Below are 24,639 nucleotides of genomic sequence, written 5' to 3'. Positions count from 1 at the left end.
CGGGCCGGCCGCTCCCGCGACCGGTACGACCAAGAGGAGAGACGAGCATGGATATCCGGATTTCAGGTCATCAGGTTGCCATCGGCGACGCGCTGAAGGTGCATGTCCAGGACCGGCTCCAGGGTATCGCCGATAAGTACTTCGCACGCACGATCTCGTCTGAGGCCACGTTCGGGAAAGGGCCGCACGACAACGGTTTCACCTGCGACATCGTCGCGCACGTCACCCGCGGCCTGATCCTGAAGGGGCGGCACGCCGCACATGACGCGCATTTGTCGTTCGAAGGCGCGGCGGAGAAGATCGAGAAGCAGCTGCGCCGCTACGTCCGCCGGCTGAAGGACCATCACGGCGCGCAGGTCGCGGCCGAGGCGGAGCAGGAGCGGAGCGGGTACGACAACGCCGGTTACACCCTGTTCGCCGAAAGCGTGGACGAGGACGAGGCGGGCGACGCGCCGCTGGTCATCGCCGAGACGCGCGTCGACGTGCCCGACGCCAGCGTGTCCGACGCCGTCATGATGCTGGACCTGCGCAACACGCAGGCGTTGCTGTTCCGCAACGCCGGGACGGGTTCGTACAACATGGTCTACCGCCGCGGCGACGGGACGATCGGCTGGGTCGAGCCGCAGCGCGAACAGGCCAGCGCCGGATAACATGAGCTCCGATCTCAGCGACCTCGTGTCGCCGGACCTCGTCGCCGTGGGCCTGTCCGCGGCGACGAGGAAGGCGTTGTTCCAGCAACTCGGCGCGCTGGCGGCGGCGGCGGCGGGGCCGGGCGTGGACGCGCGCACGATCGGCGACCTGCTGACCGCGCGCGAGAAGCTGGGGTCGACGGGGTTCGGCGGCGGCATCGCCCTGCCCCATGCGCGCGTGCCCGGGCTGACGCGGATCGTCGGCCTCGTCGCGCGGCTCGCGCATCCGATCGATTTCGGCGCGGTCGACGATCAGCCGGTCGACATCGTCGCGGTCCTGCTCTCCCCGCCCGGCGCCGGTGCCGCCCATCTCAAGGCGCTGGCCCGCGTCGCGCGGCGATTCCGCGACCGCGGCTTCATCGCCAAGTTGCGCGGTGCGGGATCACGCGACGCAATCTACGCGCTGCTGACCGCCGACGAGACGCGCGATGCCGCCTGAGGGTGCGGAAGCGCATTTCCGCGCGCTCGAATCGCTCTACGCGGTCGCGCCGATCAATCGACTGTTCGAATCGCGGCTGGAAATCCCGTCCGCGGGTGTCTCGCGCATTCATTTCGCGATCGACGAACGCCATTTTCACGCCGCGGGCGCCGCGCACGGGACGAGCTATTTCAAGATGCTCGACGACGCGGCCTTCTACGCCGCCAACAGCCTGGTCACCGACCGTTTCCTGCTGACGACGCAATTCAGCCTGCTGCTGACGCGGCCCCTGGGCCAGGGGCCGGTGACCGCGGAGGGGCGCTGGATCAGCGGGCAGCGGCGCGTGTTCGTCGCGGAAGCGCGACTGGTCGACGACGAGGGCGAGGAGGTGGCGCGCGGCACGGGCACGTTCATGCGGTCGCGCATCCCGTTGGCGACGCTGCCGGGGTATCGCACCGCGTGAGCGACCGTCTGCCCAGCCACCTTTCGGTCGGGGCGCTGGTCCGGCGCGTGAACGCCGCAGGCGGATTCGCCGCGGTGCGCGCCGCCGGGGATCCGCAGACGGGCGCGATCCTCGTGCTGCTGGACGAGCGCGAGGGCTTCGGCGGGGAGGGGCGGATGCGCGCGCTGGAGCGGATGCGCGGGCTCGACGACGCGGATGCGCTGGTGGCCGCGGGGCCTGCGGACGCGACCGATTCGGCGATGGACGATTATTGGCGCGCCCGGCGCGCGCGCGATCCCGATCTATGGGTCGTCGAACTGGCCATCGCAGGCGGCGAACGATTCGTCGCTGAAACGATCTGCGGTGGTTGACGCAGCGCAGCACGCCGGACACGGGGCCTGATCGAAATTCGCGTTGTGCTGCCGGGGTGCGATCCCGCCGGTTACGCAGTCGGGGGGATACAAGACCGGTCGGTGCCCTGAACGGGGCGGTCAGGCGATCGGATCACGTTCCAACTGCACGTTGTTGAGCTAGAATGCCGTTATTCACGCGTGCTGCCCGCTGGGTGGCCGTTTCCCTGCTGTCCGTCGGCATCGCCGCCCAGAGCACCGCGTCCCACGCCACCGAGGCGTCGGTCGTCACCAGCGTCCATCCGCTGAATCAACTCGCCATTACGGGCGAGGTTCCCGCCATCGCCGCCCCCGTGGCCATCACCCCCGCCGTCATCGTCGCCGACGACGATTCGGTGCCGTCCGTCGAGCTTCAGGCTCCGGATGCGCTGCCCGGCGACAAGATTGCCTATCCCACGCTCGCCGCCGCCGTGGCTGCGCAGACCGCGCATGCCGAGGACGAGGCCGTTCGCTGCCTGGCCGGCGCGATCTACTTTGAATCGCGCGGTGAACCGCTCGCGGGCCAGCTCGGCGTCGCGCAGGTCATCCTCAACCGCGCCGAGTCCGGTCGCTTCGCCGACAACGTCTGCGACGTCATCACGCAGCGTGGCCAGTTCGGCTTCGTCCGCGGCGGCCGCATCCCCCCCGTCCCCACCAACGCCGACTGGCGCCGCGCGGTCGCGGTGGCGAAGGTCGCGATGGCGGATGCGTGGGATGGCCCGGCGGAGCGCGCGCTGTATTTCAACACCTCGCGCCCCGGCGGCGCGAAGGTGAAGGTCGCTGCGATCGGCAACCACCTGTTCTATCGCTGATACTTCCCAGCGTTCATGAATCGTTCTATACGGGCGGCGATGCTTTCGCCGCCCGTGTCGTGTCTGGACCCTGCCAGCGAGGCGCTGTGCGCCATCGACGTCGCGCGTGGCGTCACGCGTATGCTGCTGCGCCACGAACTGACCGCCATCCCCGAGGTGCCGCTGGACGGCGGGCGCCGTGCCGACCTGATGGCGCTCGATTCGCGCGGACAGATCGTGATCGTGGAGATCAAGGTGTCGCGCGCCGACCTCTTGGGCGACGGCAAGTGGCAGGATTATCTGGCGCATTGCGACCGCTTCTACTGGGCGGTGCCGGCGGGCTTCGACGCATCGCCGATCGATGGCGCGGCCTTCCTTCCCGAGCGGACGGGCCTGATCGTCGCGGACCGTTACGACGCCGCGATCCTGCGCGAGGCGCGGACAGATCCACTGGCGGCCCCGGTGCGCAAGCGATGTACCCTCGCGTTCGCCCGCCGCGCCGCGCGGCGACTTATCGCGGTGCACGATCCGGAGGCGGTACAGCCCTTCTGAGCGCGCTCTACAGGCGCGGGCCCGATACGTTGGCCGGCGCCTTCTTCTTCGTTTCCGCCATCACCTTCGCGATCGCGCCTGCGCGCGGATCGGCGGCGACGTAGCCGCGCGCGGAGGTGCCGTTGTAATCGGTCTGGTCCGGATTCCCGCCCGCGGCGATCAGCGCGCGCACCAGCGCCAGGTCGCGCCGCTGCACCGCCCGAAGCAGCGGCGTCTCCCCCGCCTTGTTGCCCAGGTTCGCGTTCGCGCGCCGCGACGCCAGCAGGTCGACGACATCCGCATGCCCCGCCTCGACCGCCAGCATCAGCGCCGTATTGCCCTGCGAATCGCGCGCATTGATGTCCGCGCCGCGCGCGAGCAGATATTGCGTGTAGGTCATGTCACCGCGCTTCGCGACGATGTGGAGCGCGCTTTCACCCGAGTTCACGTCGCGGGTATTGATGATCGTCTGCCCCGGCTGGTCGAGAATCCCGATCACCGCATTGCCGTCGGCCTTCCGGATCGCTTCCAGGAACTTGTAGCTCTGCGACTGCTGCTGCGCGCTTGCGGGCGCGGCGGCGAGGAGGAGGGAGGCGAGGGCAAGGCGAAGGCGCATGGGCGACGGGAATCCATGGGGTTGCGGGCGGGGCTATAACGGACCAAGTCTGCCGCGGCCATGAACAACCGTCCCTTCCCGCTCGCGGCGGCGCTGCTGGCGCTGGCCGCCTGCTCCGCCCAGCCCGCCGCCTCCCCGCCGTTGCAGGGCGCGCGGATCGGGGGGCCCATCGCGCTGATCGACCAGAACGGCCGCGCGTTCGGCGACGCGCAGCTCGCCGGCAAATATCGCATCGTCTATTTCGGCTACACCTTCTGCCCCGATGTCTGCCCGGTCGACGTCCAGAACATCTCCGCCGCGATGAAAGTGCTGGAGCAGCGGGACGCGGCCCTGGCGGCGCGGATCGTGCCGGTCTTCATCACCGTCGATCCCGCGCGCGACACGCCCGCGGTGCTTCGCCAGTTCGCCGGCAATTTCCACCCCCGCCTCGTCGCGCTGACCGGCACCCCGGCGCAGACCGCGGCGATTGCGAAGGCGTTCGGCATCTATTTCGCGCGCGGGAGGGGGAATGGGAACGGCTATCTGATGGATCACGGGCGGCAGATCTATCTGATGGACCCGCAGGGCAAGCCACTGGCGCTGCTGCCCGAAACGCCCCCGGCGGCCATCGCGGACGAGATCGTGAAATGGGCGCGCTGACGCTGAAGCCGGTCAATTTCTGGGAATTGCCGCTGGCCGCGCTGGATCGCGGACAGTGGGAGGCGTTGTGCGACGGCTGCGGCAAATGTTGCCTGCACAAGCTGGAGGACGAGGATACCGGCGAACTGGTCGCGACCAACGTCGCCTGCCGGCTGCTCGACCGGCGCAGCGGGCAATGCAGCAACTACCGCCATCGCCGCGCCTTCGTCAGCGAATGCGTCCGTCTAACGTCCGGCAACGTCGACAGCATCGACTGGCTGCCCTCAACCTGCGCCTATCGCCTGCGCGCCGCGGACGAGGCGCTGCCCGACTGGCATTACCTCGTCTGCGGCGATCGCGAGGCAGTGCATCGCGCGGGGCAGTCGGTGCGTGGCTGGACCATCAGCGAGGACGATGCCGGCGAGCTGGAGTATCACGTCGTCGATCGCGAGCTGTGACCGGCGACTTCGACGTGGTGCGGCATCCGCGCGCGCGCCGGACGAAGCTGTCGTTCGATCCGCTGACCGGGCGCGCGCGGCTGACCCTGCCCCCGCGCGCCTCGCTCGACCGCGCGCTCCTCTGGGCGCGGGCGCAGGCAGCGTGGGTGGAGCGGCAGCGGGCGGCGGTTCCGGCGGCGCGGCCGTTCGTCCCCGGCGCGATCCTGCCGGTCGACGGCGCGATGCTGACGATTGATTGGCGCGAGGGGATGCCGCGAATGCCCGCGCGCGCCGACGACCGGCTGGTGCTGGGCGGGCCGGTCGAAACGGTGGCGCGGCGGGTCGAGGCGTGGCTGAAGCGGCAGGCGCTGGCGGTGCTGATCGCGGATACCGCGCATTATGCGGCGCGCGCGGGCGTGACGGTCAGCACGGTGGCGATCGGCGATCCGCGCGGACGCTGGGGTAGCTGCGCGCATGACGGCGCGATCCGCTATAGCTGGCGCCTGATCCTCGCCCCCCCGGAGGTCCGTCGCGCCACCGCCGCGCACGAGGTGGCGCACCGTGTCCACATGAACCACTCGCGCGCGTTCCACGATCTCGCGGCGCGGCTCTACGGCGCCGATCCGACGCTGCAGCGGCAATGGCTGCGCGCGCAGGGCGCGTCGCTTCACTGGTTCGGTCGCTCGCCTTCGTAGCGTGGTGCGGGCTGTCGCGGGGCGGGGCGGGGGCGCGGCGCCTCCCGGCCCGTGACGCGATCGATCCAGTCCTGGTCGAGCTGTTGCGGGTCGTCGGCGTCACGGGGGTCGCGGTCGCGCGGGTCGAGAGCGCGGTCCTCGCGCGACCGCGTGGCCAGCGGACGATCGGCTTCGGTCGGCGGCGGTTGATCCTCTACCGCGCGATCGTCGTACGGCCGCGATGGCGCGGGCTCGGTCGCATAGCCGTCGTCGTCGACGAAGGTGGAATTGTCCGGCGCCCCGAAATAGCTCTCCTCGTCGGGCTCCATCTGCCATTCGGGTAGAGTCACCTCGGTATCGAACGGCTCGATCGGCCGCTTCGCCACCGCGCGCGTCATGAATGCGGCGAAGGCGCGCGCGGGCGCGGTCCCGCCGTGCAGCCCCGCCACGGGCCGGGCGTTGTCGCGCCCCATCCACACGCCTGTGGTGAGGCCGGAGGAAAAGCCCAGGAACCAGCCGTCCTTGCTGCTGGTCGTAGTGCCGGTCTTTCCCGCGACCGGGCGGCCGATCTGCGCCGCGCGGCCGGTGCCGGTGTTGACCGCGGTCTGGAGCAGGTCGGTCATCTGCGCCGCGACATAGGGCGCGACGAGGACGCGGCTACGATCGACCTCGTGGGTGTAGATCGTCTCGCCCTCGCTGCTGACGCGGGTGATGCCGAAGGGGGTGACGGCCACGCCCTTGTTCCCGACGCTGGCGAAGGCGCGGGTCATGTCGATCAGGCGAACGTCTGATGTGCCCAGCACCATCGACGGATGGGTGTTCACGGGCGTGGTGATCCCGAACCGTCGCGCCATGTCCGCGACCGTCGCGAATCCGACCTGCTGCCCTAGCTTCGCCGCGACGGTGTTGAGCGAATAGGCGAAGGCGGTGCGCAGCGTCACCTCGCCCGAATTGCGCCGCGAATCGTTGCGCGGGCTCCACCCGTCGATCATGACGGGCTGGTCCACTTCCTTGTCCTCGGGCGTCTTCCCCGCCTCCAGCGCGGCGAGATAGACGAACAGCTTGAACGCCGAGCCAGGCTGCCGCACCGCGGTCGTCGCGCGATTGTAGTTCGATCCGACGTAGTCGGTGCCGCCCACCATCGCCCGCACCGCGCCATCGCGATCGATCGCGACCAAAGCGCCCTGCGCGCCGTTTGGCACGTTGGCCCGGATCGCGGCATCGGCGTCGCGCTGCATCGCGGGGTCGAGCGTCGTCCACACCTCCAGCGGCTTGACCGTCTCGTCGATCAACAACTCCAGCTGCGGGAGCGCCCAGTCGGTGAAATAGCGGACGCTGTTCTGGCGCGGCGAGGGCGCCAGCTTCACCGCGGAAGCGTCGGCGGCCTCCGCCTCCGCCGCGGTGATGAAGTCGTTGCGGACCATCTGTTGCAGGACGACGCCCGCGCGGCCCTTCGCCGCCTCCGCATCCGCGGTGGGGGAGTAATTGGACGGCGCCTTGACGAGACCGGCGATGACCGCGGCCTCCGACAGGCTGAGGTTGTCGGCGCCGTGGTCGAAGAACTTGCGGCTCGCGGCGTCGATGCCATAGGCGCCGCCGCCGTAATAGACCTTGTTCAGGTACAGTTCGAGCACCTGATCCTTGGTGAACTTGCGTTCCAGCGCCAGCGCGAGGATCCATTCGCGGAACTTGCGGCCGAACTTCTTCTGGTTGTTCAGGAAGACGTTGCGCGCCAGCTGCTGCGTGATCGTCGATCCGCCCTGGACCCAGCGCCCGCGTTCGTAGCGGACCATGACCGAGCGGACGATCCCGATCGGGTCGACGCCCAGATGGCTGCGGAAGCGGCGGTCCTCCACCGCGATCGTGGCGTCGCGCATCACCTTCGGGATGCGGCTGTAGCCCAGCCATTCGCCGTAGCTCGGCCCGAGCGACACCAGCACGGTGCCATCGGCGGCGTGGACGCGGATCATCTGCCCGTTGGGCGACGATTTCAGATCCTCGAAGCTCGGCAATTGCGCGCGCGCGACATAGACCGCGGTCGCCAGAGCGGCGAACCCCAGCACCGCGAGGACGAGCGCGACCTTGACCAAGATCCCGAGGCGCCGGCGCCAGGGGGACCGCGGTCTGGCGGAGCGGGAGGTGCGGGAAGGGGCACGGGCCATGGCGTCGGCCTTGGGGGATAGAGGCTTAGGCCATGGTTAACAAGTTGTGGTCAGGCGGCGTCGCGCGGACGGAAATCCAGCGAGACCGAATTCATGCAATAGCGCAGCCCCGTCGGCGGCGGTCCGTCGGGGAAGACGTGGCCCAGATGGCTGTCGCAGCGGGCGCAGCGGCTCTCGACGCGGATCATCCCGTGGCTGGCATCGCGATGATCCTCCACCGCGTCGGCCGCGATCGGCTGCGTGAAGCTGGGCCAGCCTGAGCCGGAATCGTATTTGTCCGCGCTGTCGAAGAGCGGCAGGTCGCAGGCGGCGCAATGATAGATGCCGTCCGCCTTGTTGGCATTGTAATGACCCGAAAAGGCCCGCTCCGTCCCCGCCTCGCGCAGGACGTGATATTGTTCGGGGGTCAGGCGGTCCTGCCATTCGGCGGGGGAGAGATTGAGCTTTTCCATGGGGTACGATCTCGGGCCGGGGGAAGGCGAATTCAAGCCGCGTCGATCCGCGTCGCGTCCGCGATCAGCCGGACAAACGCGGCCGGCATCAGCGGCATCAGCGGGCGGGCGATGGCGGGCCGCTCCGCCAGCGCGCGTATCGCGCCGGCGATCGCGAGCGGTCGGCGGGCGTCGCGGGCGAAGCCGCGCTGCCACGTCGGCGCGTCGACGTCCTCCAGGATCGCGTGCGCCGCCGACATGCCGCTGGCGACCGCGATCCCGACGCCCTCGCCCGCCAGCGAGGGGATGACCGCCGCCTGATCGCCGAGGCGGTAGATGCCCGGCACCGTCGATAGCGCGCGCCAGCCGTACGGGACGTTGGCGACCGCGTCGGAGGAGGCATGACGCCATTGCAGCCGCGCGCCCAGCGCCGGGTGGTCGTGCGCCAGGTGATCCAGCAGCGTCGCCGGGTCGCCGCCGTCGAGCCGCGACCGGCGCACCGCCATGCACAGGTTGGCGCTTCCATCCTCCTGCATCACCACGCCGGCGTAGCCGCGGTCGAACAGGTGCAGCTCGATCGCATCTCCCACTAGCGCCTCGAGTGCGGGCGACGGGCCGAGCCGGATGCGGATGCCGAGCGCGGGGTCGCCATCGCGCGCCGCCGGGCGGGCAAGGCCGCGCAGGTCGTGCTTGCCGGTGGCGAGCAACATGATGTCGGGGGTCAGCACGGCGCCGTCGCCGGTCCGCACGCGCCCGTCCTCGACGGCGCGGGCCGTGACGCCGCGCTCGACCCTCGCACCCGTCGTCGTCGCGGCGGCGAGCATGAGCGTATCGAGGCGATGGCGCGAAACCGCGAGCGCCGGTCGGGGCAGCATCACCTCGCGGACGCGATCGCCCGCGATCACGCGCAGCCGCGTCACCGCCCGGGGATTGAGCGCGTCGCGCGCGATGCCCAGTCGCGCCAACGCATCGAGCGTGCGCCAGCTGAGGAATCCGCCGCACAATGGGTCGCCGGTCTCGCGCGTCCGCTCCAGGAGCGTGGGTCGCCGCCCGCCGCGTGCGAGGATGATCGCCGCTGCGGTGCCCGCCGGGCCACCACCGAGGATCAACGGGTCGCGCACCCGCCCTCCACGCACAATCGGAAGGGGAAGGCGCGGAAGACGCGGGCGTCCACGCCGGCCTCCCGCAGCAGCGGCGTCCATTCGGAGGCCCGGTAGCTGCGCGCGATCGAGACGTGCCCGTCGTGGCGGACGATGCGGTGCCAGCGGAACAGCGCCGCCAGCAGCGGCCAGCCGAAATAGGCGAAGCCGTGGCGGTGCAGGTCGTTCACCAGCCAGCCGACGCGCGATTCCGTCGCCATGAAACGCAGGAAGGCGACCAGTTGATCGTGCGTCATGTGGTGCGCCACCAGGCTGGAGACGACGAAGTCCCATTCCTGCCCCGACAGCGCGGCATAGTCGCCGGTCCGCCATTCGATGGTGGAGGCGGCGGGGGTATGTGCGCGCGCCGCGGCCTCGCTGCGCGGGTTGAGGTCGACGCCGACCAGCTCGATCGCCACGCCGCGTCGCGCGCTCCATGTTTCGATGCGGCGCAGCATGTCGCCATCGCCGAAGCCCACGTCGAGCAATCGATAGGATCGTCCCGGCCGGGTGCGACGGTCCAGGAACGCGAGCGTGGGGCGTGCCGCCAGCGTCACAGCGTTGACGCGAGCGAGGTCGGCGACGACTGCGGCGTAGGTGTCGGTCGGCAAGTCGTCCGCGTCCATCAGCTCATCGGCCTCGCGTCGGATCGCGAGGCTCACGTCGCCGCGGTCCCGAAGGCGATCCCCTCCGCGGCAAGGCCGGGACCGAATGCCAGCGCCACGCCATGGGCGGGCGGGGCGTCCATCAGGCGCGCCAGGACGAACATCAGGGTCGCCGACGACATGTTGCCGTTCGCGTCCAGTACGGCGCGCGACGCGTCGAGCGCGTGGGGTTCGAGATGCAGCGCCTGCGCCACCGCGTCGAGGATCGATCGTCCGCCGGCATGGACGGCCCAGCCGTCGACCACGCGCCCGCCCGTGATCGCCGCGACCGTTGGCGGGTCCGCCAGCGCCGCCGCGATGCGGTGCGGCACCTCGCCCGACAGGTGCATCGCGAAGCCCGCGTCGGTGATATCCCAGCGGATCAGCGCCGCCGATTCGGGCAGCGTCACCGCGAACGGCTGGCCCAGAGCCACGCCGTGCGACGCTGCGCTGACGATCGCCGCGGCGGCGCCGTCGCCGAATTGGAGCATCGCCAGCAACGGCTCGATCGCCTGCGCGGGTTGCAGGTGGAGCGTCGACAGTTCGACCGTTATCACCAGCACGCGTGCCGCAGGTTCCGACCGCACGATGTGCCGCGCGGTACGCAATGCGGCGATCGCGGCGTAGCAGCCCATGAAGCCGACGAGTGTCCGCTCGACCGACCCTGGAAGCCCCAGTTCGCGCGCGATGATCTGGTCGATGCCGGGCGCGACGAAACCGGTGCAGCTGGCGACGACGAGGTGGGTGATCGCGCCCAGCGGCTCCCGCGTCGACAGGTCATGGATCGCCGCGAGCGCCAGCGCGGGTGCTTCACGCGCGTACAGGGCCATGCGCGCCGCGGTGCCCGGATGCGGTTCGGTGGCGTAGAAGCCCCCCGGTGCGACGGGGGAGCAGTCCGCGGGCAGGACGGACCAGCGGTGCGCGATGCCCGACCGCTGCGCCATGCGGTCGAATACCCGCCGTTCGCCTTCGGGCAGGCGCGCGCGTGCCCAGCCGACGAACGCGGCATGGATGTCGTGCGCGGGCACGGCGGTACCGATCGCATGGATGTGGGGAACCGGCATCGCTGCTCAACGCACCGTTGCGACAATCGGGTACGCGTCGCGCCCCGATCGCCGATCCGCCGTCGTCGGCGGGGGAGTGGTGCGGTCGAGAAGACTCGAACTTCCACGGCCTTTCGGCCACAACGACCTCAACGTTGCGCGTCTACCAGTTCCGCCACGACCGCACGTGATGTCCACCGGGCAGGCCCGGCGGCTGGCAAGGACGCGCCGGTAGCAAAGGGGTCGGTGGCTGGCAAGCAGCTTGTCTATCCCGTCGTGTCGCGATCCTCGCCGACGAAGCTGAGGTCCAGCCGTGCGGACGAGGCGGGAACGTCCACCTGTGCGGAATTGAAATCGAGCGAGGCGTTGGGCGCCAGCGACCGTTGCGGCGGGGTGATCGTCCAGCTGAACACGATCTTGTCGTTCGCGTCGCGCAGATCGGCACGGATATCGGGCACGCGTTGCCGCGCCGACGACGGGTTCGTCACCCGCCCGCTGACCGCGAACAGTTCCGATCCGTTGGTCATCGTGCGCCGTTCGATGGGATTGTCGACGATCTTCAGCGGCAGGGCGTCGGGACCGATCGACAGGCCGATCTTCTCCGCCAGCCCCGGCGCGGTCGTCCACAGGATGATGCCGACCGCCGCCAGCATCAGCAGCCCGGCGGCGATCGACGCGATCGTGCGGATGCGGTTGGTGTTGCGGGTCGGGCGGAACGGCGCGCGATGCGCGAAGGCGTCGTAGCGGCCCGCCGCCGCATCCGCCGCGGTTTCGTCGATCACGGGCGGCAGCGGCGGGGCGGGCGGCGGCGGAGCCGGGACGATCTCCTCCTCCGGCGTTTCCACGACGGGAGCGGCCGGAGCGGCCGCCGCCGGCGCAGGTTCCGGTCGCTCGGGAAGGTCGGGTGCGTCCTGGTACCAGCTGTGGCGGCAATTGGCGCAGCGCACCGTGCGCCCCGTCGTCCCGATCGCGCTGTCGGGGACCAGGTAACGGGCGCGGCATTCGGGGCATTCGAGGATCATGGACGACGCAACCACCCCGGGCAAAGGACGTATGGCGTCAAGCTAAACACCCGCGTCGCCGCCGTGGCAAGCGATCCATCGCGGGTAATGCGGTTCGCGCCGCTTGAAGCGACGGTGGCGACCGTGCGATGGCGGGCCAACCCCGGCATCGGGGCGAGGACGGACGATCGGGACGGGAACAAGCGGGCGCGTGGGCACGATCGTGCAATTCGAGAACGTCGGCCTGCGCTACGGCCAGGGCGACGAGGTGCTGGGCGACCTCAGCTTCTCGCTCACCGCGGGCGAATTCTATTTCCTCACCGGGGCAAGCGGCGCGGGAAAGACCTCGCTGCTGAAGCTGCTGTACCTGTCGCAACGGCCTAGCCGCGGCGTGATCCGCCTGTTCGGCACCGACGTCGTGACGATGCCGCGGGCGCGCATTCCCGGTTTCCGGCGGCGCATCGGCGTCGTCTACCAGGATTTCCGCCTCGTCCCCCATCTGTCGATCGCCGACAATGTCGCGTTGCCGCTGCGCATCGCGGGCGTGCACGAGGAGGAAGTGCGCGAGGCGGTGATGGAGATGCTGGCGTGGGTGGGCCTGAGCCACCGCGCCGACGCGCGTCCGCCGACGCTGTCGGGCGGGGAGCAGCAGCGGGTGGCGATCGCGCGCGCCGTGATCGGCCGCCCCGAACTGCTGGTCGCGGACGAGCCGACGGGCAACGTGGACGAGGCGATGGCCGAGCGGCTGATGCAATTGTTCGCCTCGCTCAACGGCCTCGGCACCACCGTGGTCATCGCCACGCACGACATGCAGGTGATCGCGCGCGTCCGCGCCGCGCACCTGTTGCGGATCGAGGGCGGGCGCCTGTCCGATCCCACCGGCGCGCTGCGCCACCCGCCGCGGCGCGAACCGGCATGAGCGCGGATACCGTCCGCATCCTGGACGACGCCCGCGGCGGCCGCGCGATGGCGTGGGTGCTCGCGATCATGCTGTTCCTGACCGTGCTGGCGGCCGCCGCAGGGATCGGCACCGCGCGTGCGGCGGGCGCACTGGCGGCGTCGCTGGCGGGGCGGGCGACGATCGTGGTCGCCACCCCCGATCCCGACGTCCGCGCGCGGCAGGCCGCGGCGGTGCTGACGACGGTGCGCGGCGTGCCGGGCGTGACGCGGGCGGCGGCGGTGCCGCGCGCCGAACTCGCCCGGCTGCTGGGGCCGTGGCTCGGTGAGGGGAGCGCGGATGCGGAACTGCCGATCCCCGCGCTGATCGACGTCGACCTTGCGGATGCCGATGCGGCGGCGCGGGTCACGGCCGCCGTGGCGCGGGTCGCGCCGGGCGCACGGCTGGACGGGCATGGCGGCGCGTTGGCGGGGATCGCGACGTTGCTGACGACGCTGACCGTCGTGGCGGGCGTGGTCGTGGCGATGATGCTGGCGGCGACCACCGCGGTGGTGGTGCTGTCGACCCGCGCCGGCCTCGACGCGCATCGCACCACGATCGACGTGATGCACGGGCTGGGCGCGACCGACGTGCAGGTGGCGCGACTGTTCCAGCGCCGGTTGGCACGCGACGCCATCCTGGGCGCAGCGCTGGGGGCGTTTCCCGCGCTGGCGCTGGTGGCGCTGCTGGGCGCGCAGGTCGGCGGGCTGGGCTCCGCGTTGCTGGGGCAGGTGACGCTGGGTACGCCGGGCTGGGTGGCGCTGACCGTCCTTCCCTTCGCCTTCGTCATCCTCGCCGCCTTCGTCGCGCGGCGCGCGATCGTTGCGGCACTGGCGCGCACGCTGTGATCCGGCGGTTCCTCGCGCTCGCGCTGCTGGGATGGGCGCTGGGGTTCGCTGCGTTCATGCTGACGCTGCCCGAGCCCGCGGGCGACATGCGCACCGACGCCATCGTCGTGCCGACCGGTGCGCCGGGGCGGATCGATCGCGGGCTGGCGCTGCTGGAGGAGGGGCGCGCGCGGCGGATGCTCGTGACCGGCACCGCGCCGGGGGTGACGCGCGGCGATCTGGTCCGCGTGTACGGCCACCAGCGCACGATCGCGTGCTGCGTCGACCTGGGCGGGGAGGCGGTCGATACGCGCGGGAACGGGGCGGAGACCGCGGCATGGGCGCGGGCGCGAAGATATCGCAGCATCCGGCTGGTCACGTCGGACTGGCACGCGCGGCGGGCGCGGCTGGAACTGGCGGAGGCGACGGGGGCGGGCGTTTCCATCCTGGTCGACGGCGTGCCGGGGAAGCCGTCGCTGCGGCAGGCGCTGAACGAATATCACAAGCTGCTGTTGCGGCGCATGGTGCTGCTGTGGGAACGGTGGACATGATCCAGTGGCTTCGCACCGCCTTGTTCCGCATCCTCTTCTACTCGCTGTCCGTTCCCATCGTGGCGACGGTGCCGATCGCGGCGCTGTTCGGGCAGCGCGCGGTGATCGCGCATTCGAACACATGGTCGCGGCTCCACCGCGTGCTGATGCGCTGGGTGCTGGGCATCCGGCCGCGCGTCGTGGGGCGGGTGCCCGAGGGACAATATCTGTTCGTCGGCAAGCACGAGGCGATGTACGAGACGCTGGAGCTGCAACTGATCCTGCATTCGCCCGCGATGGTGCTGAAGCGCGAGTTGATGAAGGTGCCCCTGTGGGGCTGGGCGACGACGAAATACGGCGCGCTGGTGGTGGATCGCGATGCGTCGGCGCGCGCGCTGAAGCAGATGATGCGCGAGGGCCGGGCGATGCGGGAGAGCGGGCGGTCGGTGGTGGTGTATGCGGAGGGGACGCGCGTGCCGCCGGGCGAGCGGCCGCCGCTGCGATCGGGCTTCGCGGGGCTGTACAAGGCGCTGGACCTGCCGGTCGTGCCGATCGCGGTCGACAGCGGGCGGTTGCTGCCCAAGAAGGGACCGAAGAAGGCGGGCGTCGTCACCTTCCTGATCGGCGAGACGATCCCCCCCGGCCTGCCGCGGCGCGAGGCGGAGGCGCGGGTGCATGCGGCGATCAACGCGCTGAACGTGTAGGCGGCGCATCGCCTTCGACGTCGCTTAGGCCGAACGGATGTGGTGGGCGGGCATCAATCATGCCGCCGCCCGAAGTCCGCCGCCGCGTCGTCCTGCCCCTGATCGACGATCGAGCGGCGGATCGCGCGGGTGCGGGTGAAGCGGTCGAACAGGGCGTCGCCGTCGCCGTAGCGGATCGCGCGCTGAAGCTGGCTCAGGTCCTCGCTGAAGCGGCCCAGCATCTCCAGCACCGCATCCCGGTTCGACAGGAAGACGTCGCGCCACATCGTCGGATCGGACGCGGCGATGCGGGTGAAGTCGCGGAAGCCGCCGGCGGAGAATTTGATGACCTCCGACTGCGTCACCTGTTCCAGATCGTCCGCGGTGCCGACGATCGTATAGGCGATGAGATGCGGCAGATGGCTGGTGATCGCCAGCACCAGATCGTGGTGGTCGGGGTCCATCGTCTCGACCTCGGCCCCCAGACGGCGCCAGAAATCGGCGACGCGGGTCGCGGCGACGGCGTCGCCGTCGGCCAGCGGGGTGACGATGCACCAGCGGCCGCGGAACAGGGTGGCGAAGCCTGCCCCCGGTCCGCTCTTTTCCGTGCCCGCCACCGGATGCGCGGGCACGATCGTGGCGGTGGGGAGCGCGGCGCGCAGGGCGGCGGCGACCGACGCCTTGCTGCTGCCCACGTCGCTGACGATGCAATCGGCGGGCAGGTCGGACGCGAGGTCCGACGCGACCGCGCCCATCGCGCCGACGGGGACGCACAGCACCACGAGATCCGCGTCGATCACCGCCGCGCCGGGCGTGTCCGCCACGTCGTCCATCAGGCCCAGCGCGCGGACGGTGTCGCGCACGCCCGGATCGGCGTCATGGCCCGTCAGGCGGACGGTCGGCATCGCGTCGCGCACCGCGCGCGCGAGCGAGGAGCCGATCAGGCCGAGCCCGATGATCGTGACGCGGGCGAAGGGCAGCATCAGTTGCCCGCGGCCAGATCGCGCAGTGCCGCCATGACGCCGCGCGTCTCCTCCTCGGTGCCGATCGTGATGCGCAGGCCCTGCGCCAGCCCCTGTCCGGGCAGCCAGCGGACGATATAGCCCGCGTCCATCAGGCCCTTGTAGGCCGTCTCCGCGGTCAGCGCGCCTTCGAACACCACCAGCACGAAGTTCGCCTCGCTCGGGATCGCGCGCAGGCCGGCGTTGCCGAGCTTTCCGATCTCGTCCGCGAACCACGCGCGCCAGCGGGCATTGTGGTCGCGCGTGTGCGCCACGAAGTCGCGGTCCGCCAGCGCGGCCATCGCGGCGCGCTGCCCCCCGATCGTGACGTTGAAGGGCAGGCGGATGCGGTGCATCGCCTGGACGATATCGGCATGGGCATAGCCCCAGCCGATGCGTTCGGACGCGAGGCCGTGGATCTTCGAAAAGGTGCGCGTGACCAGCACGTTGGGCGCGGTCTGCGCCAGTTCCATGCCGCCGTCGTCGTCCGCGTCGGCCAGATATTCGGCATAGGCGTGGTCGAGGACGAGCAGGATGTCGCCGCGCAGCCCCGCGTGCAGCCGCGCGATCTCCGCCGCCGGGGCGTAGGTGCCGGTGGGGTTGTTGGGATTGGCGACGAACACGATCCGCGTCCGCTCCGTGACCGCGGCGAGGATCGCGTCGACGTCGGTGGCATAGTCGCGATCGGGGGCGATGACGGGGGTCGCGCCGACGCGCCGCGCCGCGATCTCGTACACCGCGAAGCCGTAGCGGACGAAGATCACCTCGTCCCCCGGCCCGGCGAACGCGCCCGCGGCGAGGTGCAGCACCTCGTCCGAGCCGTTGCCCTGGATGACGCGCGCGGGATCGAGGTCGAACCGCGTAGCGATCGCCTCCCGCAGGTCGGTCGCGCCCGCATCGGGATAGCGTTCCAGCGTGTCCGCCGCCCCGGCATAGGCGGCGCGCGCCGCGGGGCTGGTGCCCAGCGGATTCTCGTTCGACGACAGTTTCACCGCCTTGCGGCCGTCGTCGGTGGCGGAACGGCCGGGGATGTAGGGCGCGATGGCCATGATCCACGGCTTCGGGGCGGGGGCGGTCGTCGTCATGCGCGTCCGCTTACGCGGTGGAGCGGCGGGGCGGAAGGGGCGCGAATGTTGCGAATGTTGAGGCGATCGGGGGTTACGCGACGGCGGACCCGCCGGAAGGTCGCAAAGGTCGCGGGGTCGGACCCCTCGTGCAGAGCGTGTCGCGGGGACGTGAGATCGCGGACGTTCGGATCCGCGGCGCGGTGGACCCCGGGACAGGCCCGGGGTGACGGGTGGGGGTGGCGAGGGCGGGACGATCGGGATGCCGGGTCACGCAACCACACGCACTGCGTCACCCCGGACTTGTTCCGGGGTCCATCGTGCCGCCAGATCAACGGCTTTTGCTCCTGCGGCGCGATGGATGCCGGGACGAGCCCGGCATGACGGCGTGGGGCGTTGCGAAGGTCGCGCGGATGCCGGGTTCCCGAAAGACGATCGTGACGAGGCGGGGGGCCGGGAAATGGGAGCCTTCCGGACCGGTTCGCTAGGGAGCGATGCGTGTCGTCGTCCAGCGGGTTCAGGGGCAACGCCCGACGCGGTGTCGTCCCCGATGTGGTCATTCCGCCAATATACCCGTCCGCGACCCCTGTAGGACAGCGGCGATTAATGGGACGATTGCTGGTGCGGGCGCGAGGCGCTAACGCCGCGGCCATGTCCCATGATGCGCGTTTCGGCCTTTCGCGGCACGTCGTGCTGCCCGGCCCGCTGCGGCTGGACGGCGGCGCGACCCTGTCGCCGGTGGAGATCGCGTACGAGACGTACGGGACGCTGGCATCCGATGCGTCGAACGCGATCCTCGTCTGCCATGCGCTGACCGGCGACCACCACCTTGCCAGCGCACACCCGCGGACGGGCAAGCCGGGGTGGTGGACGCGGATGGTGGGGCCGGGGCGGCCGATCGATACCGACCGATATTTCGTCGTGTGCGCCAACGTGCTGGGCAGTTGCATGGGATCGTCCGGCCCGGCCAGCATCGATCCCGCGACCGGGCGTCCGTTCGGCATGGCGTTTCCGGTCATCACGATCCGCGACATGGTGCGCGCGCAGGCGATGCTGCTCGACCACCTCGGCGTCGCGCGGCTGCATGCGGTCGTCGGGGGATCGATGGGAGGGATGCAGGCGCTGAGCTGGGCCGCGACCTTTCCGGATCGCGTCGCCGCGGCGGTCGTCATCGCCTCCACCGCGCGGCACACCGCGCAGAACATCGCGTTTCACGAGGTGGGGCGGCAGGCAGTGATGGCGGACCCCAACTGGCGCGACGGCGATTATTATCATGGCGCCGCGCCCGCCGCGGGCCTGGCGGTCGCGCGGATGGCGGCGCATATCACATATCTGTCGGAGGCCGGGCTGACCGAGAAGTTCGGGCGGCGTCTTCAGGCGCGGCCAGATAGTCCGGACGGGGCCAAGTCGTTCGGGTTCGACGCGGATTTCCAGGTCGAAAGCTACCTGCGCCATCAGGGCAGCGCCTTCACCGACCGGTTCGACGCCAACAGCTACCTGTATATCACCCGCGCGATGGATTATTTCGACCTGGCGGAGGAGCATGGCGGCCTGCTGGCGCACGCGTTCCGGGGCACGCGCACGCGCTTCGCGATGGTAAGCTTCGACACCGACTGGCTGTACCCCACCGCCGAATCGCGCGCCGTGGTACAGGCGCTCCACGCCGCGGGCGCGCCGGCGAGCTTCGTCGAGCTGTCCAGCCCGTTCGGGCACGACGCCTTCCTGCTGGACGTGCCCGAGCTGGACCGGATCGTGGCGGGGTTCCTGCGCGTATGACCGGCATCGACCTGTCCGAGGATCCCGCGCGGCTGGACGTCGCGCGCGTCCACGGCTGGCTGGCGTCGAGTTACTGGTCGCCGGGTATCGCGCGCGACACCGTCGAACGCGCCATCACGGGATCGCACTGCCTCGGCGCATATGACGGCGCGGGACAGGTGGGTTTCGCGCGTGCGATCACCGACCACGCCACATTCGCGTGGATCGCGGACGTATGGGTGGACGAAGCGGCGCGCGGACGTGGGCTGGGTCGCCGGATGGTCGGCTGGTTCGTCGATCACCCGCGGCTGGCCGGCATCCGGCGCATCGGCCTCGTCACCGCCGACGCCCATGGGGTGTACGAGGCATTGGGGTTTCACGCGCTGATGCGTCCCGATCGCTACATGGAACGCCTGTCGCCGGAGGCCGCGGCGATGCTGCGGGCGGCGCCATGACCGCCCTGCGCCCCGATCTGGCGATCATCGCCCGTCATGTGGTGGCGCATTCGCGCGTCCTGGACGTCGGATGCGGGACGGGCGACCTGATGGCGGCGTTGCAGGCGCATCGCCACGTCGACGCGCGCGGGCTGGAGATCGACGCGGGCAATGTCGCCGCCGCGATGGCACGGGGCCTGAGCGTCGTGCAGGGGGACGCCGACGTCGACCTGTCCGCCTATCCGGACGGCAGCTTCGATTACGCCATCCTGAGCCAGACGTTGCAGACCGCGCGCGCGCCGCACGTCGTGCTGGACGAATTGCTGCGGATCGGGCGGCAGGCGTTCGTCAGCTTCCCCAATTTCGCGCACTGGCGCGTGCGATTGTCGCTGTTGTGGGGCGGGCGGATGCCGGTGACGCGGCTGCTGCCCGAACGCTGGTACGACACGCCCAACATCCACCACGTGACGATCGACGATTTTCGCGCGCATGTGTTGCAATGCGGCATCACCGTGGAGGGCGCGTGGTTCCTGCGCGGCGACCGGCAGACCGGCGGGGGCGCCGCGAACCTGCTGGCGGAGCATGCGGTGTTCCTGCTGTCCCGGAACAAAGGCGGCTGATCCCGGTTAGGTCGGTCCAACCCGGAATGAACAATGGCCAAGACCGCGCTCATCGTGGAGGACGAGATCTTCGTCGCTCTGGACCTGGAACGGATCCTCCTGGATGCGGGCTATGAGGTCGTGGGCATCGCGGCGGACAGCCAGGCCGCGTTGCAGGCGGCACCCAATTGCTCCTTCGCCTTCGTCGACGTGAACCTGCGCGACGGCCCCACCGGGCCGGACATCGCGCAGCGGATGGCGCGCGACTATGGCGTGAAGGTAGTGTTCGTCACCGCCAATCCGGGGCAGATCGGGCATGTCCGCGACGCGCTAGGCTATATCCGCAAGCCGTTCAGCGAGGCCGCGATCCTGGCCGCGGCGGCGGTCGCGACCGACCATGACGGCAACAACGCCGATTTCGTCAGGATGCCGGCGACCGACTGAACGCCGCCAATGGTGCGGTGCAGGTCAGTTCCAGCCCGCCTTCGTGCCACGCGCGGTCGAGCCGCCCGCCGAGCTGGCGCACCGCGCTCAATTCCACCAGCTTCGACCCGAACCCGCCCTCGCCGACGGGCGCGGACACCGGCGGGCCGCCGCGTTCGGTCCAGCGGATCGCCACGTCCCGGTCCACGACCGCGACCGCGATGTCGACATGGCCCGCCTGCGTCGACAGCGCGCCGTACTTGCTCGCGTTCGTGGCGAGTTCGTGGAACAGCAGCGCCAGCGGCGTCGCCGCGCGATCGTCGATGGCGACGTCGGGGCCGGTGATCGAGATGCGCTCCCCCGGCACCGCCTGATACGGCGCGAACAGTTCGACCAGCAGGCCGTGCAGGCTGTCCTGTTGCGCATGCGGGCGCGAATTGGGGCTGTGCGGGCGGACGAAGTCGTGCGCGCGGCCGAGCGCGGTGATCCGCTGCCTGAGGTCGGTCGCGACCGTCGCGATCGCGGGATTGGCGCGCGCCGCGAACTGGATCAGCCCCGCGACGACGGAAAAGATGTTCTTGATCCGGTGCGACAATTCCTGGCTGATGATCTCGCGCTCCTCCATCGCCAGCCGCTGTTCGTGGATGTCGGTGCAGGTGCCGAACCAGCGCGTGATGCGCCCGTCGCGGTCGCGCATCGGCAAGGCGCGGCCCAGCACCCAGCGATAGGTGCCGTCATGGTGGCGCAGGCGATATTCGATCTCGTACGGATCGCCGCTTTCCAGGCTGCGGCGCCACAGGGCCCAGGCGCGGTCCTGGTCGTCGGCGTGGAACATGTCGTTCCACCCCTCGCCATCGGTGGTGCCCGCGGGGGCGCCGGTGAATTCGTACCAGCGCGCGTTGTAATAATCGTGGTAGCCGTCGGGGAGCGTCGACCACACCATCTGCGGCATCGTATCGGCCAGCACGCGGAATCGCTGCTCGCTGTCGATCGCGACGCGGCGGGCGTGGCGTTCCGCGGCACGATGCGCGCTGCGGTCGCGCGAATCGCGCAGGCGGGCCATGACGTTCTCGGCCAGCACGGCCAGCCCGTCGCGCTGGAGCGCGGTCAGGCCGTCGCGCGGGCTGGTGTCGATCACGCACAGCGCGCCGATGGGGATGCCGTCGTCGGTGACCAAGGGGAAGCCGGCGTAGAAGCGGATGCCGCGTTCGGTGACCAGCGGGTTGGTCGCGAAGCGCGGGTCGGCGGTCGCGTCGGGCACCAGCATCGCGCGGTCGCCCAGCATGGCGTGGGCGCAGAACGACTGCTCTCTCGGGGTGGTCTCATCCTCCAGCCCGGTGCGGGCCAGGAAGGACTGGCAATCCTCCTCCACCACGCTGACCAGCGCGATCGGCACGTCGCACAGCCGCGCCGCGAAATCGACGATGTGATTCAGCGCGTCCGACCCGCGCAACGTGCCCAAGTCGAGCGCGTCGATCGCCGCGCGGCGGCGAGCCTCGTCGACGGTGGTCGGGGTCATGACGGGAGCCGCGGCGTTCACGTCCTAGAACGGCACGTCGTCGTCGAGGTCGTCCGCATAGCCACCGCCGCCGCCGCCGCCACGCGCCGCGCCGCCGCCCGACGGGCCGCGCCCGCCGCCGCGCGATCCGCCGCCGCCGCCGCCGAAGTCCTGGTCGCCGCCCCATTCGTCGCGCGGCGCTCCACCGCCGCCGCCGCCCGCGCCGCCGCTACCCGGCGCGCCGTCCAGCATCGTCAGGACGCCGCCGAAGCCCTGCAACACGACCTCGGTCGAATATTTGTCGTTGCCCTGCTGGTCCTGCCACTTGCGGGTCTGGAGGCTACCCTCGACGTACACCTTGCTGCCCTTGCGCAGGTAGCGTTCGGCGACGTTGGCGAGCCCTTCGTTGAAGATCGCGACCGAATGCCATTCGGTCTTCTCCTTGCGCTCGCCGGTGTTCTTGTCCTTCCACGATTCGGACGTGGCGATGCGCAGGTTCACCACCTTGCCGCCGTTCTGGAAGCTGCGGCTTTCGGGGTCGCGCCCCAGGTTGCCGACGAGAATGACCTTGTTGACGCTGCCTGCCATGGGACCCTCTTAAAGACCGGCGAACACCGCCAGCCAGTATGTCAGCCCAGCCATGACATAGGCCGCGGCGAAAAGGTAGCCGAGCATGAACAGCGGCCAGCGCCAGCCGTTGGTTTCGCGCCGCGTCACCGCGATCGTGCTGATGCATTGCGGCGCGAACACGAACCACATCAGGAACGCCAGCGCGGTGGGCAGCGACCAGCGGGCGCGCAGGTTCTCCACGATCGTGCCCTCGCCCTTTTCCGGATCGTCGACGGCGTAGACCGTGCCGATCGCCGCCACCGCCACCTCGCGCGCCGCCATCGCGGGGATCAGCGCCAGCGCGATGTCGCGGTTGAAGCCGATCGGCGCGACGACGACCTCGATCCCGCCCGCGATCCGCCCCGCGATCGAATGGTCGACCTGGCTCTTGCCCGCGGGCGCCTGCGGGAAGCTGAGCAGTGCCCACAGCACGATGGTGGTCAGCGCGATGATCGTGCCCGCGCGCTTCAGGAAGATCGCGGCGCGGCTCCACAGGCCGATGGCGACGTCCTGCAACCGCGGCATCTGGTATTTCGGCATCTCCAGCATGAAGCCCGACGATTCGCCCTTCGTCACCGTCCGGCGCAGCACCAGCGCGGCGACGAACGCGCCGACGATGCCGAGCAGGTACAGGACCAGCAGGACGAGGCCCTGCAATCCCACGCCGGGCAGCACCTGCCGCGCCGGGATGAAGGCGCCGATGATGATCGTGTAGACGGGCAGCCGCGCGGAGCAGGTCATCAACGGCGCGATCAGGATCGTGGTCAGCCGGTCCTTTTCATCGTCGATCGTGCGCGTCGCCATGATGCCGGGCACCGCGCAGGCGAAGCTGGACAGCAGGGGGATGAACGCGCGGCCCGACAGGCCGACGCCCGCCATCATCCGGTCCATCAGGAAGGCGGCGCGGACCATGTAGCCCGACGCCTCCAGCACCAGGATGAAGAGGAATAGGATCAGGATCTGCGGCAGGAACACCACCACCGCGCCGACGCCCGCGATGACGCCGTCGGTGATCGCGGAGCGCAGGATCGACGCGGGCATGGCGGCGCGGATGCCGTCGTCCAGCGCGGCGATCCCCGCCTCTATCCAGCCGATCGGGGTTTCGGACCAGGTGAACACCGCCTGGAACATCACGAACAGCAAAGCGACCAGCAGGACCGGGCCGAACAGCGGATGCAGCGCGACGGTGTCGAGCGCGTGGTTCCAGCGGCGCGTCGGCGTCTCGCTGACCGTCGCCGCCGCGGCCAGCCGCCGCGCGCGGCGCTGGAGCGTCGTCAGATCCTCGTCCGCCCAATCGTCGGTCCGGCCGTGCGGGGTCGCCGGGCCGCCCGTGACGGTGCGCGTCAGCCGGTCGCGCAGATCCTCCAGCCCGCGGCGGCGCACCGCGACGGTGGGGACGACGGGCACGCCCAGTTCGCGTTCCAGCACGGCCGCGTCGAGCACCAGCCCGTCGCGCTCCGCCAGGTCGACCATGTTCAGCGCGACGACGACCGGCAGGCCAAGCGCGATCAGCTGCAACGCGAAGCGCAGGTGATTGTCGAGGTTCGACGCGTCGATCACCACCACCAGCGCGTCGGGCCGCCGCTCCCCCGCCTGCGCGCCCAGCAGGACGTCGCGGGTCACGCGCTCGTCGGGGCTGGAGGGGTCGAGGCTGTAGGCGCCGGGGAGGTCGACCAGCTCGACCGGGCGGCCGTCGTCGAGCGCGAGGCGGCCCGAATGGCGCTCCACCGTCACGCCGGGATAATTGCCCACCTTCTGCCGCGCGCCGGTCAGCGCGTTGAACAGCGCACTCTTGCCGGCGTTGGGATTGCCGACCATCGCCACCAGCGGGGGCAGTTCCATTATTCGGCGGGCGCCACGTCGGGAAACAGGGGATCGGGCAGGACGGTGATCGCGCCCGCGACCGCGCGGCGCAGCGCCACGGTCATCCGCCCGATCCGGCACGCGATCGGCCCGCCGCCCAGCCGCGCGCGGTGCAGCACCTCCACCCCCACGCCCTGATCGAAGCCCAGCTCGCGCAGCCGCCGGGCCTCCGGCGCGGCGAGCCGCGACCAGTCGATATCCGCGACGGTCGCGCGCTGGTTGCGGGGCAGGGTGTTGAGGTGGAGCGGAGGGGTCACGACGCCCTCATACGGCCATTGCGAGCGATTATCAATTAGGTGTGGGCGGCGGGGGATCGCGTTCGCTTCTTTCGGTTTTCCGGCGAATGTGGGAATCCTTAGGTCCGGCAGAACGACGTCCGCTTTCATGACCC

Annotated in this window: 30 protein-coding genes and 1 tRNA gene; 17 read left to right on the top strand and 14 right to left on the bottom strand. The window is 70.6% G+C overall.

Going from position 1 to position 24,639, the window contains the following annotated elements; all coding sequences use genetic code 11:
- The first annotated feature begins 47 nt into the window (after positions 1 to 47).
- The 6 genes from hpf to ASG29_RS02735 all read left to right on the top strand — a co-directional run bounded on the left by hpf (position 48) and on the right by ASG29_RS02735 (position 3,281).
- Positions 48 to 650 carry a ribosome hibernation-promoting factor, HPF/YfiA family gene (gene hpf, locus ASG29_RS02760; protein WP_055979761.1) on the top strand — a complete coding sequence of 201 codons (603 nt, stop codon included), beginning with the start codon at positions 48 to 50 and terminating at the stop codon, positions 648 to 650.
- Between the two features lies 1 nt (position 651).
- Positions 652 to 1,128 carry a PTS sugar transporter subunit IIA gene (locus ASG29_RS02755; RefSeq protein ID WP_055979758.1) on the top strand — a complete coding sequence of 159 codons (477 nt, stop codon included), beginning with the start codon at positions 652 to 654 and terminating at the stop codon, positions 1,126 to 1,128.
- Entirely contained in the window at positions 1,118 to 1,570 is a 453-nt protein-coding gene (locus ASG29_RS02750; RefSeq protein WP_055979755.1) for a PaaI family thioesterase, read from the top strand. Before ASG29_RS02755 ends, ASG29_RS02750 begins: the two co-directional genes overlap by 11 nt.
- A complete protein-coding gene (locus ASG29_RS02745; RefSeq protein ID WP_055979753.1) occupies positions 1,567 to 1,920 on the top strand; it encodes a DUF1491 family protein in 354 nt (117 codons plus the stop codon). The genes ASG29_RS02750 and ASG29_RS02745 overlap by 4 nt, the downstream gene beginning before the upstream one ends.
- A gap of 164 nt (positions 1,921 to 2,084) precedes the next feature.
- Positions 2,085 to 2,750, top strand: coding sequence for a cell wall hydrolase (locus tag ASG29_RS02740; protein ID WP_082515566.1), 666 nt, complete (start codon positions 2,085 to 2,087; stop codon positions 2,748 to 2,750).
- A gap of 39 nt (positions 2,751 to 2,789) precedes the next feature.
- The gene (locus ASG29_RS02735; RefSeq protein WP_055979750.1) at positions 2,790 to 3,281 is read left to right on the top strand and encodes an MmcB family DNA repair protein; all 492 of its coding nucleotides are present in this window, start codon (positions 2,790 to 2,792) and stop codon (positions 3,279 to 3,281) included.
- Positions 3,282 to 3,288: 7 nt separating this feature from the next.
- Here ASG29_RS02735 and ASG29_RS02730 read toward each other — a convergent pair whose 3' ends face one another.
- Positions 3,289 to 3,876: an ankyrin repeat domain-containing protein gene (locus tag ASG29_RS02730; protein WP_055979747.1), complete on the bottom strand. Its 588-nt coding sequence runs from the start codon at positions 3,874 to 3,876 to the stop codon at positions 3,289 to 3,291.
- Between the two features lie 60 nt (positions 3,877 to 3,936).
- Between ASG29_RS02730 and ASG29_RS02725 the strand changes: the two genes are divergently transcribed.
- From ASG29_RS02725 to ASG29_RS02715, 3 genes are read left to right on the top strand one after another with little or no spacing between them, the layout of a single operon-like run.
- Complete coding sequence (locus ASG29_RS02725; protein WP_055979742.1) at positions 3,937 to 4,515, top strand: SCO family protein; 579 nt, start codon at positions 3,937 to 3,939, stop codon at positions 4,513 to 4,515.
- A complete protein-coding gene (locus tag ASG29_RS02720; protein ID WP_055979739.1) occupies positions 4,503 to 4,952 on the top strand; it encodes a YcgN family cysteine cluster protein in 450 nt (149 codons plus the stop codon). The genes ASG29_RS02725 and ASG29_RS02720 overlap by 13 nt, the downstream gene beginning before the upstream one ends.
- Positions 4,949 to 5,626, top strand: a complete 678-nt coding sequence (locus ASG29_RS02715; protein ID WP_055979737.1) for a M48 family metallopeptidase — start codon at positions 4,949 to 4,951, stop codon at positions 5,624 to 5,626. Before ASG29_RS02720 ends, ASG29_RS02715 begins: the two co-directional genes overlap by 4 nt.
- Here the strand turns inward: ASG29_RS02715 and ASG29_RS02710 are convergent.
- The 7 genes from ASG29_RS02710 to ASG29_RS02680 all read right to left on the bottom strand — a co-directional run bounded on the left by ASG29_RS02710 (position 5,599) and on the right by ASG29_RS02680 (position 12,046).
- Positions 5,599 to 7,767, bottom strand: a complete 2,169-nt coding sequence (locus ASG29_RS02710; RefSeq protein ID WP_082515565.1) for a transglycosylase domain-containing protein — start codon at positions 7,765 to 7,767, stop codon at positions 5,599 to 5,601. The genes ASG29_RS02715 and ASG29_RS02710 overlap by 28 nt on opposite strands.
- A gap of 50 nt (positions 7,768 to 7,817) precedes the next feature.
- Positions 7,818 to 8,219: a peptide-methionine (R)-S-oxide reductase MsrB gene (gene msrB / locus ASG29_RS02705; RefSeq protein WP_055979735.1), complete on the bottom strand. Its 402-nt coding sequence runs from the start codon at positions 8,217 to 8,219 to the stop codon at positions 7,818 to 7,820.
- A gap of 32 nt (positions 8,220 to 8,251) precedes the next feature.
- The gene (locus tag ASG29_RS02700) at positions 8,252 to 9,319 is read right to left on the bottom strand and encodes an NAD(P)/FAD-dependent oxidoreductase (protein ID WP_055979733.1); all 1,068 of its coding nucleotides are present in this window, start codon (positions 9,317 to 9,319) and stop codon (positions 8,252 to 8,254) included.
- A complete protein-coding gene (locus ASG29_RS02695) occupies positions 9,304 to 9,999 on the bottom strand; it encodes a methyltransferase domain-containing protein (protein ID WP_055979730.1) in 696 nt (231 codons plus the stop codon). The genes ASG29_RS02700 and ASG29_RS02695 overlap by 16 nt, the downstream gene beginning before the upstream one ends.
- The gene (locus ASG29_RS02690; protein ID WP_055979726.1) at positions 9,996 to 11,045 is read right to left on the bottom strand and encodes a type III polyketide synthase; all 1,050 of its coding nucleotides are present in this window, start codon (positions 11,043 to 11,045) and stop codon (positions 9,996 to 9,998) included. Before ASG29_RS02690 ends, ASG29_RS02695 begins: the two co-directional genes overlap by 4 nt.
- A 77-nt stretch (positions 11,046 to 11,122) precedes the next feature.
- Positions 11,123 to 11,209, bottom strand: a tRNA-Leu gene (locus ASG29_RS02685).
- Positions 11,210 to 11,290: 81 nt separating this feature from the next.
- Positions 11,291 to 12,046, bottom strand: a complete 756-nt coding sequence (locus tag ASG29_RS02680; RefSeq protein ID WP_055979723.1) for a zinc-ribbon domain-containing protein — start codon at positions 12,044 to 12,046, stop codon at positions 11,291 to 11,293.
- A gap of 190 nt (positions 12,047 to 12,236) precedes the next feature.
- On the opposite strand from ASG29_RS02680, the gene ftsE reads away from it, so the two are divergent.
- Genes ftsE through ASG29_RS02660 form a run of 4 tightly spaced genes read left to right on the top strand, consistent with a single transcriptional unit; the run spans position 12,237 to position 15,023 of the window.
- A complete protein-coding gene (ftsE, locus tag ASG29_RS02675; protein WP_055979720.1) occupies positions 12,237 to 12,944 on the top strand; it encodes a cell division ATP-binding protein FtsE in 708 nt (235 codons plus the stop codon).
- Complete coding sequence (locus ASG29_RS02670) at positions 12,941 to 13,810, top strand: cell division protein FtsX (RefSeq protein WP_055979718.1); 870 nt, start codon at positions 12,941 to 12,943, stop codon at positions 13,808 to 13,810. The genes ftsE and ASG29_RS02670 overlap by 4 nt, the downstream gene beginning before the upstream one ends.
- Positions 13,807 to 14,340: a YdcF family protein gene (locus ASG29_RS02665; RefSeq protein ID WP_055979715.1), complete on the top strand. Its 534-nt coding sequence runs from the start codon at positions 13,807 to 13,809 to the stop codon at positions 14,338 to 14,340. The genes ASG29_RS02670 and ASG29_RS02665 overlap by 4 nt, the downstream gene beginning before the upstream one ends.
- Positions 14,337 to 15,023 carry a lysophospholipid acyltransferase family protein gene (locus ASG29_RS02660; protein ID WP_055979712.1) on the top strand — a complete coding sequence of 229 codons (687 nt, stop codon included), beginning with the start codon at positions 14,337 to 14,339 and terminating at the stop codon, positions 15,021 to 15,023. The genes ASG29_RS02665 and ASG29_RS02660 overlap by 4 nt, the downstream gene beginning before the upstream one ends.
- 53 nt (positions 15,024 to 15,076) lie before the next feature.
- Here ASG29_RS02660 and ASG29_RS02655 read toward each other — a convergent pair whose 3' ends face one another.
- Both ASG29_RS02655 and hisC read right to left on the bottom strand, forming a co-directional pair.
- On the bottom strand, positions 15,077 to 15,985 hold the full coding sequence (locus tag ASG29_RS02655) for a prephenate/arogenate dehydrogenase family protein (RefSeq protein WP_055979708.1): 909 nt from the start codon (positions 15,983 to 15,985) through the stop codon (positions 15,077 to 15,079).
- On the bottom strand, positions 15,985 to 17,088 hold the full coding sequence (gene hisC, locus ASG29_RS02650) for a histidinol-phosphate transaminase (RefSeq protein ID WP_055979705.1): 1,104 nt from the start codon (positions 17,086 to 17,088) through the stop codon (positions 15,985 to 15,987). Before hisC ends, ASG29_RS02655 begins: the two co-directional genes overlap by 1 nt.
- A gap of 630 nt (positions 17,089 to 17,718) precedes the next feature.
- Here hisC and metX point away from each other — a divergent pair.
- The 4 genes from metX to ASG29_RS02630 are packed head-to-tail and all read left to right on the top strand — an operon-like array spanning position 17,719 to position 20,299.
- Positions 17,719 to 18,843 (top strand): homoserine O-acetyltransferase MetX, encoded by a 1,125-nt coding sequence (gene metX, locus ASG29_RS02645; RefSeq protein WP_055979702.1) that lies wholly within the window; start codon positions 17,719 to 17,721, stop codon positions 18,841 to 18,843.
- Positions 18,840 to 19,277 carry a GNAT family N-acetyltransferase gene (locus ASG29_RS02640; protein WP_055979699.1) on the top strand — a complete coding sequence of 146 codons (438 nt, stop codon included), beginning with the start codon at positions 18,840 to 18,842 and terminating at the stop codon, positions 19,275 to 19,277. The genes metX and ASG29_RS02640 overlap by 4 nt, the downstream gene beginning before the upstream one ends.
- Positions 19,274 to 19,876, top strand: coding sequence for a methionine biosynthesis protein MetW (metW, locus tag ASG29_RS02635; RefSeq protein WP_055979696.1), 603 nt, complete (start codon positions 19,274 to 19,276; stop codon positions 19,874 to 19,876). Before ASG29_RS02640 ends, metW begins: the two co-directional genes overlap by 4 nt.
- A 33-nt stretch (positions 19,877 to 19,909) precedes the next feature.
- Entirely contained in the window at positions 19,910 to 20,299 is a 390-nt protein-coding gene (locus ASG29_RS02630) for a response regulator (RefSeq protein ID WP_055979694.1), read from the top strand.
- On the opposite strand, the gene ASG29_RS02625 is transcribed toward ASG29_RS02630, so the two are convergent.
- From ASG29_RS02625 to ASG29_RS02610, 4 genes are read right to left on the bottom strand one after another with little or no spacing between them, the layout of a single operon-like run.
- The gene (locus ASG29_RS02625) at positions 20,277 to 21,797 is read right to left on the bottom strand and encodes a sensor histidine kinase (RefSeq protein WP_055979691.1); all 1,521 of its coding nucleotides are present in this window, start codon (positions 21,795 to 21,797) and stop codon (positions 20,277 to 20,279) included. The two genes, ASG29_RS02630 and ASG29_RS02625, sit on opposite strands and share 23 nt — an antisense overlap.
- Positions 21,798 to 21,821: 24 nt before the next feature.
- Entirely contained in the window at positions 21,822 to 22,364 is a 543-nt protein-coding gene (ssb, locus tag ASG29_RS02620) for a single-stranded DNA-binding protein (protein ID WP_055979689.1), read from the bottom strand.
- Between the two features lie 9 nt (positions 22,365 to 22,373).
- Positions 22,374 to 24,227, bottom strand: coding sequence for a ferrous iron transporter B (gene feoB / locus ASG29_RS02615; RefSeq protein WP_055979686.1), 1,854 nt, complete (start codon positions 24,225 to 24,227; stop codon positions 22,374 to 22,376).
- Positions 24,227 to 24,505: a FeoA family protein gene (locus ASG29_RS02610; RefSeq protein WP_055979683.1), complete on the bottom strand. Its 279-nt coding sequence runs from the start codon at positions 24,503 to 24,505 to the stop codon at positions 24,227 to 24,229. The genes feoB and ASG29_RS02610 overlap by 1 nt, the downstream gene beginning before the upstream one ends.
- Between the last annotated feature and the right edge of the window lie 134 nt (positions 24,506 to 24,639).

Origin of the sequence: Sphingomonas sp. Leaf412 (genome assembly GCF_001425405.1) — a bacterium.
Lineage (GTDB): Bacteria > Pseudomonadota > Alphaproteobacteria > Sphingomonadales > Sphingomonadaceae > Sphingomonas.
This window is presented reverse-complemented; position numbering and strand designations above follow the sequence as displayed.

What these genes read in the sequence shown, in the direction of transcription:
- ASG29_RS02750 (WP_055979755.1), top strand. Translation starts at nt 1,118, where the DNA reads ATGCCGCCTGAGGGTGCGGAAGCGCATTTCCGCGCGCTCGAATCGCTC.
- ASG29_RS02740 (WP_082515566.1), top strand. Translation starts at nt 2,085, where the DNA reads ATGCCGTTATTCACGCGTGCTGCCCGCTGGGTGGCCGTTTCCCTGCTG.
- ASG29_RS02710 (WP_082515565.1), bottom strand. Translation starts at nt 7,767, where the DNA reads ATGGCCCGTGCCCCTTCCCGCACCTCCCGCTCCGCCAGACCGCGGTCC.
- ASG29_RS02670 (WP_055979718.1), top strand. Translation starts at nt 12,941, where the DNA reads ATGAGCGCGGATACCGTCCGCATCCTGGACGACGCCCGCGGCGGCCGC.
- ASG29_RS02725 (WP_055979742.1), top strand. Translation starts at nt 3,937, where the DNA reads ATGAACAACCGTCCCTTCCCGCTCGCGGCGGCGCTGCTGGCGCTGGCC.
- ASG29_RS02730 (WP_055979747.1), bottom strand. Translation starts at nt 3,876, where the DNA reads ATGCGCCTTCGCCTTGCCCTCGCCTCCCTCCTCCTCGCCGCCGCGCCC.
- ASG29_RS02690 (WP_055979726.1), bottom strand. Translation starts at nt 11,045, where the DNA reads ATGCCGGTTCCCCACATCCATGCGATCGGTACCGCCGTGCCCGCGCAC.
- hpf (WP_055979761.1), top strand. Translation starts at nt 48, where the DNA reads ATGGATATCCGGATTTCAGGTCATCAGGTTGCCATCGGCGACGCGCTG.
- ASG29_RS02720 (WP_055979739.1), top strand. Translation starts at nt 4,503, where the DNA reads ATGGGCGCGCTGACGCTGAAGCCGGTCAATTTCTGGGAATTGCCGCTG.
- ASG29_RS02660 (WP_055979712.1), top strand. Translation starts at nt 14,337, where the DNA reads ATGATCCAGTGGCTTCGCACCGCCTTGTTCCGCATCCTCTTCTACTCG.
- hisC (WP_055979705.1), bottom strand. Translation starts at nt 17,088, where the DNA reads ATGACGACGACCGCCCCCGCCCCGAAGCCGTGGATCATGGCCATCGCG.
- ASG29_RS02680 (WP_055979723.1), bottom strand. Translation starts at nt 12,046, where the DNA reads ATGATCCTCGAATGCCCCGAATGCCGCGCCCGTTACCTGGTCCCCGAC.
- feoB (WP_055979686.1), bottom strand. Translation starts at nt 24,227, where the DNA reads ATGGAACTGCCCCCGCTGGTGGCGATGGTCGGCAATCCCAACGCCGGC.
- msrB (WP_055979735.1), bottom strand. Translation starts at nt 8,219, where the DNA reads ATGGAAAAGCTCAATCTCTCCCCCGCCGAATGGCAGGACCGCCTGACC.
- ASG29_RS02640 (WP_055979699.1), top strand. Translation starts at nt 18,840, where the DNA reads ATGACCGGCATCGACCTGTCCGAGGATCCCGCGCGGCTGGACGTCGCG.
- ASG29_RS02625 (WP_055979691.1), bottom strand. Translation starts at nt 21,797, where the DNA reads ATGACCCCGACCACCGTCGACGAGGCTCGCCGCCGCGCGGCGATCGAC.
- metW (WP_055979696.1), top strand. Translation starts at nt 19,274, where the DNA reads ATGACCGCCCTGCGCCCCGATCTGGCGATCATCGCCCGTCATGTGGTG.
- ASG29_RS02755 (WP_055979758.1), top strand. Translation starts at nt 652, where the DNA reads ATGAGCTCCGATCTCAGCGACCTCGTGTCGCCGGACCTCGTCGCCGTG.
- metX (WP_055979702.1), top strand. Translation starts at nt 17,719, where the DNA reads ATGTCCCATGATGCGCGTTTCGGCCTTTCGCGGCACGTCGTGCTGCCC.
- ASG29_RS02655 (WP_055979708.1), bottom strand. Translation starts at nt 15,985, where the DNA reads ATGCTGCCCTTCGCCCGCGTCACGATCATCGGGCTCGGCCTGATCGGC.
- ASG29_RS02735 (WP_055979750.1), top strand. Translation starts at nt 2,790, where the DNA reads ATGCTTTCGCCGCCCGTGTCGTGTCTGGACCCTGCCAGCGAGGCGCTG.
- ASG29_RS02630 (WP_055979694.1), top strand. Translation starts at nt 19,910, where the DNA reads ATGGCCAAGACCGCGCTCATCGTGGAGGACGAGATCTTCGTCGCTCTG.
- ssb (WP_055979689.1), bottom strand. Translation starts at nt 22,364, where the DNA reads ATGGCAGGCAGCGTCAACAAGGTCATTCTCGTCGGCAACCTGGGGCGC.